Raw genomic sequence first — 14,212 nt, 5'->3', positions numbered from 1 at the left:
GCGCTGCGCATATCGAATACGGTTTGGTGGGTGAGTGTTTTCGCAACAGCCAGTGGCGTCGGATCGTGGCCAGGAATCGACGCTCGCCAGGCCGCCGAGGTAGTCGTCGGCGACCTGGCCGGGGCGCTGGTCCACATCGTCGAGCTGCCCGCCAGGGGAGTGGGTGCCGACATGCTGGGGCGAGCGGGCGCACTTCTGATCGATGTGGCCATCGACACCGTGCCGCGCGGCTATCGCCTCGTCAATCGGCCCGGGGCGGTGACGCGCAGAGCCGTCAGCATCCTCGGCGAAGATATGGACGCCCTGGAAGAGGCATGGGAGAAAGCCGGGTTGCCGAGCGGCGGGCAGGCGGTGAAGGTGCAGGCTCCCGGACCTATCACGCTGACCGCTGGTTTGGAGCTCGCGAACGGACACCGGGCGATCACCGACTCCGGCGCCGTGCGTGACTTGACCGCGTCGCTGGCTGAGGGCGTCGCGGCGCATCGCGCGACGCTGGCCCGGAGGCTCGGAACCTCCGTCGTAGTGCAGTTCGACGAGCCGTCGCTGCCTGCAGCCCTGGGTGGCCGGCTGTCCGGAGTGACAGCGCTGACTCCAGTCGCGCCGCTTGACGCCGAGCTGGCCGGCCGCATGCTCGACACCTGCACCGAGGCGGTCGGCGGCGACGTGTTAGTACACAGCTGTTCGCCGGGGCTGCCGTGGAACCTCCTGCAGCGCAGCGGTATTAGTGCGATATCGGTGGATACAAGCACGCTTCAGGCGGCGGATTTGGACGGTATCGCGGCGTTTGTCGAGTCCGGCCGTGCCGTCATGTTGGGTGTCATTGCGACAACAGCTCCGGAGCTGCCGCCGTCGGCGGATGAAGTGGTGGCCGCGTTGGCTGCGGTAACGGATCGGCTCGGGTTTAGCCCCTCGGCGCTGGTCGATCGTATCGGTGTCGCCCCGGGATGCGGCTTAGCAGGCGCAACCCCGCGGTGGGCTCAGACTGCGATGGGGCTGGCCGGGGCGGCAGCCGACGTGTTCGTCCGGAACTTGGATGCGATCTGAGCTGGCAAGGTGCTCAGATTCTATTGTGGGCGGTGCCTGGAGATCAGCGCTTGACTATGGCCGCACCCTCGCCGAGCCCGCCTGTGTCAGAATCCTCGGCTAGCCTGCCATGGTGAGCTCAGCGGACGCTGATCAAGACGCTGCCATGGTGCTGCGGCAGTGGCGCGACCTCGCTGATGAGGTCCGCGAGCACCAGTTCCGCTACTACGTGCGCGACGCACCAATCATCTCCGATGCGGAGTTCGACGAGCTGCTTGGCAGACTGGTTGCGCTTGAGGAGCTGCATCCCGAGCTGTGCACCCCAGACTCGCCCACGCAGCTGGTCGGCGGCGCCGGCTTTGCGACGGATTTCGAGCCCGCCGAGCACCTCGAACGGATGCTCAGCCTCGACAATGCGTTCAGTGCAGAGGAACTCACTGCTTGGGCTGCCCGCGTCGGCTCCGCGATCGGCGACCGCCTGAGCTATCTGTGTGAGCTTAAGATCGACGGCGTCGCATTGTCTTTGGTCTACCGTGACGGACGGTTGACCCGTGCCGCGACTCGGGGCGATGGCCGCACCGGTGAGGACGTCACGTTGAATGCCCGCACCATTGATGACGTTCCCGGACGGCTCGTGGCCAGCGACGACTATCCGGTGCCTGACGTTCTCGAGGTGCGCGGTGAGGTCTTCTTTCAGCTCGCCGATTTCCAGGCGCTGAACGCGAGTCTTGTGGAGGAGGGCAAGGCGCCGTTTGCCAACCCCCGCAACAGCGCGGCGGGGTCACTGCGCCAGAAGGATCCGGCGGTCACCGCGCGTCGTAAGCTGCGGATGATATGTCACGGTCTGGGCTACACCGAGGGGTTTCGTCCAGCCACCCAGCATGACGCGTATCTGGCGCTGCGGGCTTGGGGTCTGCCGGTCTCCGAGCACACCAGCCTGGCCAACGATATGGCTGGTATCCAGGAACGAGTCGACTACTGGGGTGAGCATCGACACGAGGTGGACCACGAGATCGACGGGGTGGTCGTCAAAGTCGACGAGGTGGCGCTGCAGCGCAGGCTGGGCTCCACCGCGCGGGCCCCGCGTTGGGCCATCGCCTACAAGTATCCGCCGGAGGAGGCGCAGACCACGCTGCTCGATATCCGGGTAAATGTTGGCCGAACCGGGCGAGTTACGCCGTTCGCGTACATGACCCCGGTGAAAGTTGCCGGCTCGACGGTCGGCCAAGCCACGCTACACAACGCCGCGGAGGTCAAACGCAAGGGCGTGTTGATCGGCGACACGGTGGTCATTCGCAAGGCAGGCGACGTGATACCCGAGGTGCTCGGACCCGTCGTGGACCTGCGCGACGGCACCGAACGCGAATTCGTCATGCCTGCCGCATGTCCGGAATGCGGTACTACGTTGGCGCCGGAGAAGGAAGGCGACGCTGACATTCGCTGCCCCAACGCGCGCGGTTGCCCGGGCCAGCTGCGGGAGCGGGTCTATCACGTTGCCAGCCGAAACGCCCTGGACATCGAGGTGTTGGGCTACGAAGCTGGGGCTGCCCTGCTGCAGGCGGAGGTGATTGGCGATGAGGGCGACTTGTTCAGCCTCACCGAAGACGATCTGCTGCGCACCGACCTCTTCCGGACCAAAGCCGGGTCGTTGTCCGCCAACGGTCGTCGGTTGTTGGCTAACCTCGGCAACGCCAAGGCAGCGCCGCTATGGCGAGTGCTGGTGGCGTTGTCGATCCGCCATGTCGGGCCGACAGCCGCGCGCGCCTTGGCTACTGAATTCGGCGATATCGACGCAATCTTTTCTGCGTCCACCGAAGAGTTGGCCGCCGTCGAGGGCGTGGGAGCGACCATCGCCGCAGCGGTCACCGAGTGGTTCAGCATCGACTGGCATCGCGAGATCATCGACAAGTGGCGCACCACCGGGGTGCGGATGGCAGATGAGCGTGATGAGAGGACGCCGCGGAACCTGGTCGGGATGACCATCGTTGTCACCGGCTCATTGGCCGGTTTCTCCCGTGATGACGCCAAGGAGGCCATTGTTGTGCGTGGCGGCAAGGCCGCCGGTACGGTATCGAAAAAGACCTCCTTTGTTGTCGTCGGTGACTCGCCGGGATCCAAATACGACAAAGCTGTCGAGCTTGGGGTACCAATTCTCGACGAGGACGGTTTTCGAACGCTGTTGGCAGACGGGCCCGCGGAAATTCGGGACGCGACGCAATGATGCCCCGACACAGTGGTTCATGTCATAGTGGGTGATGCCGTTCTATCAGTGTCTGGTCCCGGCCGGTTCGCTGAGTGCTGATACTCGCGCCAACCTGGCCGAAGCGATCACCGACATTCACTCCACCGTCACGGGCGCACCCCGAGGATTCGTTCACGTCGTCTTCGTCGAATACGATCCGACGACATATTTCACAGCCGGCAAACCCAATAACTGTTCGGCGATCAATGGCACGATTCGCGCTGGGCGAGACCGCGAGACACGCGCCCGCCTGCTAACTGAGCTGTCACAGGCGTGGGTTTCGATTACCGGCCAGGAAGCTCGGGCCCTGTTGATTGGCTTGGCTGAAGTCGATCCGACCTCGGTCATGGAAGCGGGTCTGATCTTGCCGGCCGCTGGGGAAGAGGCGGACTGGCTAGTGCGAAACCAGCAGACACTCGGAGCGCTGCTCTCTAGCCAGTAGGGCGGCGTTCAACGCAGCATCGTCGCCACGATCCCGGCGAGATAGCCCAAGCGGGCTATCTCCGATGGCCGGAACTCAGGACCGGGGCGGCCCAGCACCACTGCGGTGTGCGGGTCGCCCAACGGCGCCGCCACCATGGTGATGTCTAGATCGCGCAATGCCTGCGGCACCCAGTCGGCTTTGTCGTCGAGCGCAGTGGCTCGCTCAATCGGTAGCCACGGCGCCGAGTCTGCTCGGGTCTCTGGCGCGCCTGGGCTGCCCGCGAGGCGGTGCAGTTCGGCCTGTGAACTATGTAGCACCGTGCACCAGCTCACCCTGAGCACCCTTGGAGCTTCGTCGACGAGAGCCTGAAGACGAGACGCCTTGTCGGAAGCCGCGGCGACATGGTCGAGAAGCGCTAGCTCGCGGTGGGCGTCTAGGAGTCCGATGTGTGGTCGCACGCTTTCCACCCGGACACCGGTGAGCGACTCGGCGGCGGTGATCAATGTGTCGGGCATTGCGCCGGGCGGTAGGTCGATCACGAGATCGTCGATCGCCTCGCCGGTGTTGCGCTCGACCACGTCGAGCGACAAGATGTCGGCGCCCACCGAACCGAGTGCCACGGCCAGCGACCCCAAGCTACCCGGTCGGTCGGCTAGCCGGATGCGCAGCAGATACGAAGGCACGGCCAATACTTTTGCATAGCATTGTTCCCGCAGTATTTCGGCCGGCGCTATCGACGCGGCGAACCGTCATGGAGCAGGCCAAGAGCGGTGGGCGTGAAACCCTCTTCGCTCTCGCGGCTAGGCTTTTCGCTTGTGTCCCAGATCTCCCGCGACCAGGTGGCTCACTTGGCTCGGCTTGCCCGGCTGGCGTTGACCGAACCCGAGCTGGACAGCTTCTTCGGCCAACTCGATGCCATCCTTACTCATGTCAGCCAGATCCAAGCCGTCAACGTCACCGGCGTCGAACCGACGGACAATCCGCTCAAAGACGTCAACGTCACGCGTGCCGACGAAATCGTTGCGTGCTTGACGCAGGAAGAAGCGCTTGCCGAAGCGCCTGAAGCTGTCGACGGGCGCTTCGCCGTACCGCAGATCCTGGGGGAGGAGCAGTGACAGACGTGATCCGGTCGGACGCGGCGACACTGGCTGCCAAGATCGCCGACAAAGAGCTGTCGTCTACCGAGCTCACCCAAGCGTGTCTGGACCAAATCGAGGCAACCGACGGCCGGTATCGGGCCTTTCTGCATGTAGCGGCCGACCAGGCTTTGTCGGCAGCTGCTGCCGTTGACACGAGTCTGGCTGCCGGCGAGCAGCTGCCGTCGCCGTTGGCCGGAGTCCCCGTGGCGCTCAAGGACGTGTTCACCACCGTCGACATGCCCACCACGTGCGGGTCCAAGATTCTGCAAGGTTGGCGATCTCCCTACGACGCGACTCTGACCGCGCGGCTGCGCGCGGCCGGCATTCCGATTCTGGGTAAGACCAATATGGACGAGTTTGCGATGGGCTCGTCGACCGAGAACTCCGCGTACGGTCCTACCCGCAACCCGTGGGACGTCGACCGGGTACCCGGTGGTTCCGGCGGTGGCACAGCAGCCGCGTTGGCGGCTTTCCAGGCGCCGTTGGGCATCGGATCTGATACCGGGGGCTCTATCCGCCAGCCCGCCGCGCTGACTGCAACCGTGGGTGTCAAACCCACTTATGGCACGGTGTCGCGCTACGGATTGGTGGCTTGCGCATCGTCGCTGGATCAGGGAGGACCCTGTGCACGCAGCGTCCTGGACACCGCGCTGCTGCATCAGGTGGTCGCCGGGCACGACACCCGCGACTCCACGTCGTTGGGCGCCGAGGTGCCCGACGTGGTCGGTGCGGCGAAGGAGGGCGCGAACGGTGATTTGCGCGGTGTGCGCGTCGGGGTGGTCCGACAATTGCGCGGTGACGGCTACCAGCCGGGAGTGCTGGCCTCTTTCGAGGCCGCTGTCGAGCAGTTGACCGCTCTGGGCGCGCAGGTTAGCGAAGTCGATTGTCCGCATTTCGACCATGCGCTTGCTGCCTACTATCTGATCCTGCCGTCGGAGGTGTCGTCGAACCTGGCGCGCTTCGACGCGATGCGGTATGGGCTGCGAGTCGGCGACGACGGCACCCACAGTGCCGAAGAAGTCATGGCGTTGACCCGCGCGGCAGGCTTCGGACCGGAGGTTAAGCGCCGCATCATGATCGGCGCCTATGCCCTGTCGGCGGGGTACTACGACGCCTACTACAACCAGGCGCAAAAGGTGCGTACCTTGATCGCCCGGGATCTGGACGAGGCCTATCGATCGGTGGATGTGTTGGTATCACCTGCAACGCCGACTACCGCTTTTCCGCTGGGGGAGAAGGTCGATGATCCACTGGCGATGTACCTGTTCGACCTGTGCACGTTGCCGCTGAACCTGGCCGGCCACTGCGGCATGTCAGTGCCTTCCGGGCTTTCCCCGGACGACGAGTTGCCGGTCGGCCTGCAGATCATGGCGCCGGCTCTTGCCGACGATCGCCTGTATCGAGTGGGGGCCGCCTACGAGGCCGCCCGTGGGCCGATCCGGCCGGCCATATAGCGGCGTCGAGTAGCTACAAAATCGCGCTGAATAGGTCATTTGGGGCGATTTTGCGTGTGCACGCGCCCGCGGCCCTGCCACAGGGCAAGATAATGGCATGAGGATTGGAGTTCTCACCGGAGGCGGCGATTGCCCCGGCCTCAACGCGGTCATTCGAGCGGTGGTACGGACCTGTGACGCTCGGTATGGCTCGTCGGTGGTCGGATTCCAGGACGGTTGGCGGGGGTTACTGGAGAATCGGCGCATGCAACTGCGCAATGACGACCGCAATGACCGGTTGCTTGCCAAGGGGGGAACGATGCTGGGCACAGCACGCGTGCATCCCGACAAGCTGCGGACCGGGCTTAGCCAGATCGAGCAGACGCTGGATGACAATGGCATTGACGTGCTCATCCCGATCGGCGGCGAAGGCACACTGACAGCCGCTAACTGGTTGTCTGAAGAGAATGTTCCCGTCGTCGGGGTGCCGAAGACGATCGACAACGACATCGATTGCACGGATGTGACTTTCGGCCACGACACCGCACTGACAGTGGCCACAGGAGCCATCGACCGGTTGCACAGCACCGCTGAATCCCATCAACGGGTGATGCTGGTAGAGGTGATGGGTAGGCACGCCGGCTGGATCGCGTTGAATTCCGGTCTGGCTTCCGGCGCTCACATGACGCTTATTCCGGAACAGCCGTTCGACATCGAAGAGGTGTGTCGGCTGGTCAAACGGCGCTTCCAACGCGGCGACTCACACTTTATTTGCGTGGTCGCTGAGGGTGCCAAACCTGTCGAGGGCTCGATTGAGTTGCGCGAAGGCGGGATTGACGAGTTTGGGCACGAACGATTCACTGGCGTGGCGGCCCAACTCGGGTTCGAGGTGGAGAAGCGGATCAACAAGGATGTCCGGGTGACTGTGCTAGGTCATGTCCAACGGGGCGGGACTCCGACGGCTTACGACCGGGTGCTGGCCACCCGGTTCGGGGTCAATGCCGCCGACGCAGCGCATGCGGGTGAGTACGGCAAGATGGTGTCGCTGCGTGGGCAGGACATCGGCCTGGTGAAGCTGTCTGATGCCGTGCGCCAACTCAAGCTGGTGCCCGAAAGCCGCTACGAAGACGCCGCGGCTTTCTTCGGCTGATGCCGGCAAGCCCCAGGTGAGCTTGGGCAAGCTCTGCAGCGGCTGGGGGATCTCGATCTGCCCGCGCGAGCGTCGATTCACGGTGGTCGCGCGGCTACCAGCGCGACAGCGGCCGGGCGGACTGGACGTGATGGGGCAGAATTCAGTCGTCCTGGACGAGTTCTACTGCGCGTCGATATCCCGTCCACCGTGTAGCTCGTCGACATTGGTGCGCCGCCGAAACCACTGCCGTATGGCAGTCAGGGGCAATGGAGTACGGCCTTGGCAACAACGGATGCAACCACGAGTGAGATGCTCACCCCATTGTCGGTTCCCTTCTCGAAGTCGTCACCATCGACGGCCATTGTGTTGGTGATGTGTGCTAGGCAGACCACGTTCTGACCGACCGCGGATGCAAATGCATATAGTGCAGCGGCTTCCATTTCCACGCATGCGATCCCGCGGCTCTCGGCGTCTTTGATGGCCGACGCGGTTTCCCGGTAAGGCGCATCGGTCGTCCAAGAGCTTCCGGAGACGACCGAGATTCCGTTGTTGTCGAAGGTATTTCGGAGCTTGTGTTTGAGACTCGGATTGAGCTGACTCCATTCGCCGGGCGCGACGTAGTGCGCACTGGTTCCCTCATCGCGAAGGGCCCGGTCGATGAGCACGAAATATGGTGGGGTCTCGCTGCCACTGATGCGTCCGGCGGAAGTGATACTGACGACCAAAGCCGCGTGGGAGGCGGTGAGTTGCTCGGCGACGAGCACCGCGAACGGCGCACCCACAGCCATTCCGACGACGCCGAGTTCAAGGCCGTCGACCTCGGTGACCCACATGTCGGTGTGGTAGCAGGCCCAGCCGGAGTGGCGGTATCCCGTCCCAGTACGTTCTAGGTGGCGGACGATGTCGCCGTCGGGATCCAGAACGCAGACTTGCGGAACAGCTTTGTTCGGTAACGACTTCTGACGGCGGGCCTCGCGCAAAAGATTCGTCGGGCGAAACACCGATGGCGCGTCGAATGCCTTTCGCCCAATCAGCGGATAGCGGTCTTGATCGTTGCTCATCGTGCGAATCTGACGGTCATGTTGCGACGGTCGTTGCCGCTCGCGCGGGCAACGCGGTGGTGTCTGGCTGGGTTCGTGCCAGTCGCGTATCCGATTGCCCACACGCTTGTCGACCCTAGTGGACGAGGTGTGCTGGTCGACCGGGGTCCGAATGGCCGTGCTCGGGCCGACTGCCGTCGCGGCGGCCGGCTGGCCGCGGTTGGTGCGGGACTGTTGCACACCGGGAACCTCGCGGGATAATCATCGTTCTACACGGAACATTTTTATATGAGCATGGGGGCAGCCATGGCAACCGCGCGTCTTGGGATCGGCAGAGCGTTCAAAGACCGCGCTGCGGTGGTGATGTTGGCTGATGCGGCGTCGGAATTCGGCAGGCTCGTGTGATGCCTGCGCCTTTGCCGCCTGGGCCGCGGCTACCCCGCTATGTGCAAAGTGTGCTGTACCTGAGGTTTCGAGAATGGTTCCTGCCGGCAATGCGTCGCAGGTACGGGGATGTGTTCTCGTTGCGGGTGCCTCCCTATGCCGACAATCTGGTGGTCTATACCCGCCCCGAACACATTAAAGAGATTTTTGCCGCTGACCCGGCGTTGCTGCACGCAGGCGAAGGTAACCACATCCTTGGGTTTGTGATGGGCGAGCATTCGGTGCTGATGACCGATGAAGCTGAACATGCTCGGATGCGTACGCTGCTGATGCCCGCGTTCACCCGAGCTGCGTTGCGCGGATACCGCGACATGATCGCCGCGGTGGCGCGTGAGCACATCGCACGGTGGCCGGTCGATGCCCACATCAACGGTCTCGACTGTATGAACGCACTTACCCTGGATATCATTCTGCGAGTCGTCTTCGGAGTCGCTGACCAGAATGTCAGCAAAGAGTTGATTAGCCGTCTGCAGGGCATCATCAATATCCACCCGGCAGTTCTTGCGGGGCGTTCGCGCCCCGTCCTAAGACGGGTAAACCCATGGAAGCGTTTCTTCGACAACCAACGCAAGATTGACGACATTCTGTACCGCGAAATCGCAGCACGCCGTCGCGTTTCCGATCTGTCCGCCCGAACCGACGTATTGTCGAGACTCATTCAAGTTACCGACGCGTCGGCCGCGCCGCTTACCGATGCGGAACTGCGTGACCAGCTCATCACGCTGTTGTTGGCTGGCCATGAGACAACCGCGGCGGCACTTTCTTGGACGTTGTGGGAACTTGCAAACTCACCCGGAATCCAAAGCCAGGCGATCTCCGCGGCTGCCAGTGGCGACGAAAGTTTTCTGGAAGCGGTCTTGAAAGAGGGGATGCGCAGGCACACAGTAATTGCCTCGACTGCGCGAAAGGTCACCGCTCCCACCGAGATCGGTGGCTGGAAACTGCCCGCCGGGACGGTGGTCAACACGTCGATCCTGCTGTCGCACGCCAGCGAGGAATCTCACCAAAACCCCACTGAATTTCGTCCCAGCCGGTTCTTGGACGGCAGTGTCGCGCCGAATACATGGCTACCCTTCGGTGGGGGTGTGCGGCGGTGCCTTGGTTTCGGATTTGCCCTCACCGAGGGCGTTGTCATCCTGCAAGAAATCTTCCGCCAGTTCAGTGTCAGTGCCGCCGAACCCGTCGGATCGGAGAGGCCCGTGGTCCGCAACATCACCACTGTTCCCAAACGCGGGGCAAAGCTGCGGCTTACGCCATTGTTCGACAGAGTTCCGGTCTAACGGTTAACGTCCGTCTGCGGCAGCTCAGCGGTGTTTGGTGGCGGTGACCCGCCAAAGCCGCCGTGGCAAATCGCCTTCTTCAAAGTCATGCACCTCCTCGATTGTCCAGCCGGAAGCCAAGCTCTCCAGTAGGTCGCGGGAGAAGAAGTGGACTGCGTACCCGCCGCATTCGAAGATGTCGTCGCCGTGAGCCTGACCCGTCCCGTAGTGCGCGTCGCCGGTATGGCGAACGGTATAGATCAATGTTCCGCCCGGCTTCAACACTCGGCCAATTTCGCCGACGACCGTGTGAATTTCTCTGGTAGACAGAGCCATACATAGTGCCATGTGAGCAAACACAGCGTCGATTGATTCAGCTTGCACAGGCAAGGATTCGCGCAGGTCGTGCACTGCAGCCTGTATCCGCTCGGTGAGGCCTGCGGCTTCTGCGAGTCGGCGGATCTCGGCGACAGCCACGTCGCTGAAGTCGGTGGCCAACACCGTGAAGCCGGCACGGGCGAAGTGCAATGCGTCGCGGCCGTGACCGGCTGCCAATTCCAGTACCGACTCAACGTCGGCGGCCTGGAAAACCTGGGTTGCGTACAGCGCCGGCTCGGAGGCGTCCGATCCATACATGCACGGATGTGCTCGGTAGGTTTCTTGCCAGTGTTCGCGCTGGCTGGTAGCCAGACTGGGATGAGCGCTGGACAATCTCCTACCTCCCATCCGCGCGCAGGTTGCGCGGCGGTCGCACGGCCAACCCGTCCTTTGTCGGTCCGCTACGCGGACTCTCATCAATTATCCACCGCGTTGGCGACCGTTGAGGTTTTCTCAGGGGGTTCTGTGTCAGAGGGTTGATAGGACGTTTGCCACCGCGCCGATATGGTCGGTTCTTCGTGGTTCGCGGTAGGCGAACATACGGAATCCTTTGCCGCAGAAAGCCGACTAGGTGGAACCGTATACTCGAACCGAGGATATCTGCGTGCACGCCATGACACGTCGACCCCAATACGTAAAGCGTCAGTCCACCACGCAAGAAGGCCTTAACCCAGAAGGGCGATCGTGACTCAGCCAGATGATAGGCGCGAATCATCCGGAATCGACGGCGGTCCAGGTTTTCACCCCCGGGACTCCTCGCTCGTTGGCGATGACCGTTGGTGAAATTGAGAAAGATCTCAGCCGTACTGCTGCGTCTTATTATTCGGCGGCAAGGATTCGTCGTGTTCATGCCGATAAAATCAAATCCAAAATACCATCGAAACAGGCTGATTCCGCCGCTCTAAAACGTCTGGCTGAAGAGGAACATCAGAAAGGCGCGTTGAATTCGATCTTCGAAGCCGTCAACGCGCCCTGGCCGACGACAGTGCTACAGATCCGGAAGAAGCGGCGCTAAGGCGAGAAGCGGCTGAAGCATATGAAGAACGCCAAACCGCGCATTTCAAGGAAGCGGCAGATCTGCGGCGCAGAGCGGCCGATCTGGATAACGAGATCGTTTCTAACAAACTCGACGAGAATGAATTACGCTTGGATGATGCGACATACATCAAGCGGGCCAAAGAATACGAGGATTTTGCTAAGCAGGCTGCTGCGGGTGGTGTCGTCGGGGGTGTCGATATTGGCGTCAGCGCCACCAACGGTCAAAATTTTAGTTGATCAAACTGGCATCTCGCAGGGTGTGACGGATTTGCGGCAAAGAATCGATAAAGCTCATGCGATTAACGCTGAGGCTAGACAACTGACTGCTTCCGTGGCCGAGGCTTTCCAGGGTGATACATCTGATGCGTTTCAGCAAAGGAGGCAAGTATTGCTGGAACGTAATGAGCAGCTTGCTGACGTGACTAGCGGTGTGGTTCAAACAGTAAGTCAAGGTGCCGATGAAGCTATAGACGCTGACCGAAGCAGGGCTACGCAATACTAGGACCGTCGTTGAATCGTCGGCGTCTGCCCCTGGGGACCGGCCTGGCTGTCCTACATCACTGGCGGTGGCGCTCCAGCTTGTAGGCATCCCACGCCTGTCTCCCGTACAGCATGCCTGGATGCCACCCGCCGGGGTCGACGCGACCGGGCTGCGGAAGGTGCCGCGGGCCAAAGACCTCGCCGTTGGGCATGACGATCGGTGGCAACTCCCATACGTCTGAGGGGATCTCGTTTGGCCCTAGCATGCCGCCGCTGCTGCTGTCGAGAAACGCACGAGTCCCTGCCGCATCTCTGGCCTCTCCTAACCTAACTGGCTCACGGATCCCAGCCATTTCGGCAATTGCTGCAAGGTACAAGGACTCGGCTGGACGACTATCGAAGATAGCGGGCCATCTTGGAGATCAGCTGGCGACAGGCTGCAGGTTGGCGTCGAAAACGGTCCTTCAGGCAGTGTTTGTCATGGTCATCGGTTCACCAGCGGCTACAGCTGCGCGACCAGCTGGCAGGCCAAGGGCTGCGCTGACGAGGCGTTCGCTCGAGCAACGCCTAGAACTAGGATCAAGCCCATGACTGTTGCTGCCGACGCATCCAGGGCTTCAGGGGCGGATCTGCTGGAGTATGAAGATGTCATTGCGCGATTTGATCCTGTGCTCGGGCTCGAAGTTCATGTCGAGCTTTCCACAGCGACCAAGATGTTTTGCGGCTGCGCCACCGCCTTCGGCGCCGAACCCAACACTCAGGTGTGCCCGGTGTGCCTGGGCCTACCCGGCGCGTTGCCGGTGCTCAACCAGGCCGCGGTCGAGTCTGCGATCCGCATCGGTTTGGCGTTGAACTGCGAAATCGTGCCCTGGTGCCGGTTCGCCCGGAAGAACTATTTCTACCCCGATATGCCAAAGAACTACCAGATTTCGCAATACGACGAGCCGATCGCCATCAACGGATACTTGGAGGCGCCGCTCGATGACGGGACTACCTGGCGGGTAGATATCGAGCGGGCTCACATGGAGGAAGACACGGGCAAGCTGACTCACATCGGCAGCGAGACTGGCCGGATCGAAGGCGCCACCGGTTCGCTGATCGACTACAACCGTGCCGGTGTGCCGCTGATCGAGATCGTCACAAAACCCATCGTGGGAACCGGGGACAGGGCGCCGCAGATCGCGCGATCCTACGTGTCGGCATTACGAGATCTGTTGCGCGCATTAGATGTATCCGATGTCCGCATGGATCAGGGTTCAATGCGCTGCGATTCCAACGTTTCGCTGAAGCCGGCAGGGGCAAGCGAATTTGGCACTCGTACCGAAACCAAGAACGTCAATTCGCTGAAGAGCGTAGGAGTCGCGGTACGTTACGAAATGCAACGCCAGGCCGCAATCCTGGTGTCCGGCGGACATATTACTCAGGAGACTCGGCACTTTCATGAGGCCGGGTACACCAGTCCGGGTCGCGCCAAGGAGACTGCCGAGGACTACCGGTACTTTCCCGAGCCCGACCTAGAACCCGTCGCGCCCAGCCATGAGTTGGTAGAGCGACTACGGCAGACGATTCCCGAGCTTCCCTGGTTGAGCCGCAAGAGAATTCAGCAGGAGTGGGGTGTCACCGACGAGGTAATGCGAGATCTTGTGAACGCTGGCGCCGTGGAATTAGTTGCCGCGACAGTCGAACAAGGTGCGTCCAGCGAGGCTGCTCGCGCATTGTGGGGCAACTTTCTGGTGCAAAAGGCCAATGAAGCCGGCGTCGCTCTGGATGAACTGGCTATCACCCCAGCTCAGGTCGCCTCGGTGGTGGCTCTGGTCGACGAGGGCAAGCTGTCGAACAAGTTGGCTCGCCAAGTCGTTGAAGGCGTGCTGGCCGGTGAAGGGGAACCGGAGCAGGTGATGACCGCACGCGGTTTGGCACTGGTGCGCGACGACTCGCTGACCCAGGCGGCGGTTGACCAAGCCCTTGCGGCCAATCCTGATGTGGTGGAAAAGATTCGTGGTGGCAAGGTTGCCGCGGCGGGTGCGATCGTAGGCGCGGTGATGAAAGCCACCCGCGGGCAGGCGGATGCGGTGCGGGTACGCGAGCTCGTTCTGGCGGCCTGCGGGCAGGGTTAGCAGCTCCACCTGGATCAAATAGTCGCGATCTTTCGTTAGCTAGCCGACGAAGATTGTTGCGAA

The 14,212-nt window shown here is 62.2% G+C and carries 15 protein-coding genes; 11 read left to right on the top strand and 4 right to left on the bottom strand.

Going from position 1 to position 14,212, the window contains the following annotated elements:
* Nucleotides 1-30: 30 nt before the first annotated feature.
* From ACO07W_RS04425 to ACO07W_RS04415, 3 genes are all read left to right on the top strand, one after another.
* The gene (locus tag ACO07W_RS04425; protein ID WP_421841124.1) at nucleotides 31-1,044 is read left to right on the top strand and encodes a methionine synthase; all 1,014 of its coding nucleotides are present in this window, start codon (nucleotides 31-33) and stop codon (nucleotides 1,042-1,044) included.
* Nucleotides 1,045-1,156: 112 nt separating this feature from the next.
* Nucleotides 1,157-3,244, top strand: coding sequence for an NAD-dependent DNA ligase LigA (gene ligA / locus ACO07W_RS04420; protein WP_421841122.1), 2,088 nt, complete (start codon nucleotides 1,157-1,159; stop codon nucleotides 3,242-3,244).
* A 34-nt stretch (nucleotides 3,245-3,278) separates the two neighbouring features.
* Nucleotides 3,279-3,707, top strand: a complete 429-nt coding sequence (locus ACO07W_RS04415) for a tautomerase family protein (protein WP_421841120.1) — start codon at nucleotides 3,279-3,281, stop codon at nucleotides 3,705-3,707.
* A gap of 8 nt (nucleotides 3,708-3,715) precedes the next feature.
* Here ACO07W_RS04415 and ACO07W_RS04410 read toward each other — a convergent pair whose 3' ends face one another.
* Complete coding sequence (locus ACO07W_RS04410; protein ID WP_421841118.1) at nucleotides 3,716-4,372, bottom strand: amino acid-binding protein; 657 nt, start codon at nucleotides 4,370-4,372, stop codon at nucleotides 3,716-3,718.
* A gap of 132 nt (nucleotides 4,373-4,504) precedes the next feature.
* On the opposite strand from ACO07W_RS04410, the gene gatC reads away from it, so the two are divergent.
* The 3 genes from gatC to ACO07W_RS04395 all read left to right on the top strand — a co-directional run bounded on the left by gatC (nucleotide 4,505) and on the right by ACO07W_RS04395 (nucleotide 7,411).
* Nucleotides 4,505-4,804 carry an Asp-tRNA(Asn)/Glu-tRNA(Gln) amidotransferase subunit GatC gene (gatC, locus tag ACO07W_RS04405; protein WP_421841116.1) on the top strand — a complete coding sequence of 100 codons (300 nt, stop codon included), beginning with the start codon at nucleotides 4,505-4,507 and terminating at the stop codon, nucleotides 4,802-4,804.
* Nucleotides 4,801-6,282, top strand: coding sequence for an Asp-tRNA(Asn)/Glu-tRNA(Gln) amidotransferase subunit GatA (gene gatA / locus ACO07W_RS04400; RefSeq protein ID WP_421841114.1), 1,482 nt, complete (start codon nucleotides 4,801-4,803; stop codon nucleotides 6,280-6,282). Before gatC ends, gatA begins: the two co-directional genes overlap by 4 nt.
* A 97-nt stretch (nucleotides 6,283-6,379) precedes the next feature.
* A complete protein-coding gene (locus ACO07W_RS04395; RefSeq protein ID WP_421841112.1) occupies nucleotides 6,380-7,411 on the top strand; it encodes an ATP-dependent 6-phosphofructokinase in 1,032 nt (343 codons plus the stop codon).
* Between the two features lie 239 nt (nucleotides 7,412-7,650).
* On the opposite strand, the gene ACO07W_RS04390 is transcribed toward ACO07W_RS04395, so the two are convergent.
* The gene (locus ACO07W_RS04390; protein WP_421841110.1) at nucleotides 7,651-8,454 is read right to left on the bottom strand and encodes a nucleoside phosphorylase; all 804 of its coding nucleotides are present in this window, start codon (nucleotides 8,452-8,454) and stop codon (nucleotides 7,651-7,653) included.
* An 18-nt stretch (nucleotides 8,455-8,472) separates the two neighbouring features.
* Between ACO07W_RS04390 and ACO07W_RS04385 the strand changes: the two genes are divergently transcribed.
* The gene (locus ACO07W_RS04385; RefSeq protein ID WP_421841108.1) at nucleotides 8,473-8,694 is read left to right on the top strand and encodes a hypothetical protein; all 222 of its coding nucleotides are present in this window, start codon (nucleotides 8,473-8,475) and stop codon (nucleotides 8,692-8,694) included.
* 143 nt (nucleotides 8,695-8,837) lie between these two features.
* On the top strand, nucleotides 8,838-10,157 hold the full coding sequence (locus tag ACO07W_RS04380; RefSeq protein ID WP_421841106.1) for a cytochrome P450: 1,320 nt from the start codon (nucleotides 8,838-8,840) through the stop codon (nucleotides 10,155-10,157).
* Nucleotides 10,158-10,181: 24 nt separating this feature from the next.
* Here ACO07W_RS04380 and ACO07W_RS04375 read toward each other — a convergent pair whose 3' ends face one another.
* Nucleotides 10,182-10,862 (bottom strand): class I SAM-dependent methyltransferase, encoded by a 681-nt coding sequence (locus ACO07W_RS04375; protein ID WP_421841104.1) that lies wholly within the window; start codon nucleotides 10,860-10,862, stop codon nucleotides 10,182-10,184.
* Nucleotides 10,863-11,283: 421 nt separating this feature from the next.
* On the opposite strand from ACO07W_RS04375, the gene ACO07W_RS04370 reads away from it, so the two are divergent.
* Complete coding sequence (locus ACO07W_RS04370) at nucleotides 11,284-11,529, top strand: hypothetical protein (RefSeq protein WP_421841102.1); 246 nt, start codon at nucleotides 11,284-11,286, stop codon at nucleotides 11,527-11,529.
* A 120-nt stretch (nucleotides 11,530-11,649) separates the two neighbouring features.
* Complete coding sequence (locus ACO07W_RS04365) at nucleotides 11,650-12,054, top strand: WXG100 family type VII secretion target (RefSeq protein ID WP_421841100.1); 405 nt, start codon at nucleotides 11,650-11,652, stop codon at nucleotides 12,052-12,054.
* Between the two features lie 55 nt (nucleotides 12,055-12,109).
* Here the strand turns inward: ACO07W_RS04365 and ACO07W_RS04360 are convergent, their stop codons facing one another.
* On the bottom strand, nucleotides 12,110-12,298 hold the full coding sequence (locus ACO07W_RS04360) for a hypothetical protein (protein ID WP_421841098.1): 189 nt from the start codon (nucleotides 12,296-12,298) through the stop codon (nucleotides 12,110-12,112).
* A gap of 321 nt (nucleotides 12,299-12,619) precedes the next feature.
* On the opposite strand from ACO07W_RS04360, the gene gatB reads away from it, so the two are divergent.
* On the top strand, nucleotides 12,620-14,149 hold the full coding sequence (gatB, locus tag ACO07W_RS04355; RefSeq protein WP_421841096.1) for an Asp-tRNA(Asn)/Glu-tRNA(Gln) amidotransferase subunit GatB: 1,530 nt from the start codon (nucleotides 12,620-12,622) through the stop codon (nucleotides 14,147-14,149).
* Nucleotides 14,150-14,212 lie beyond the last annotated feature (63 nt).

Source organism: Mycobacterium sp., assembly GCF_965230835.1.
Classification (GTDB): Bacteria; Actinomycetota; Actinomycetes; order Mycobacteriales; family Mycobacteriaceae; genus Mycobacterium.
The sequence above is the reverse complement of the archived record's forward strand: the minus strand, read 5'-3'. Positions and strand labels throughout refer to the sequence as shown.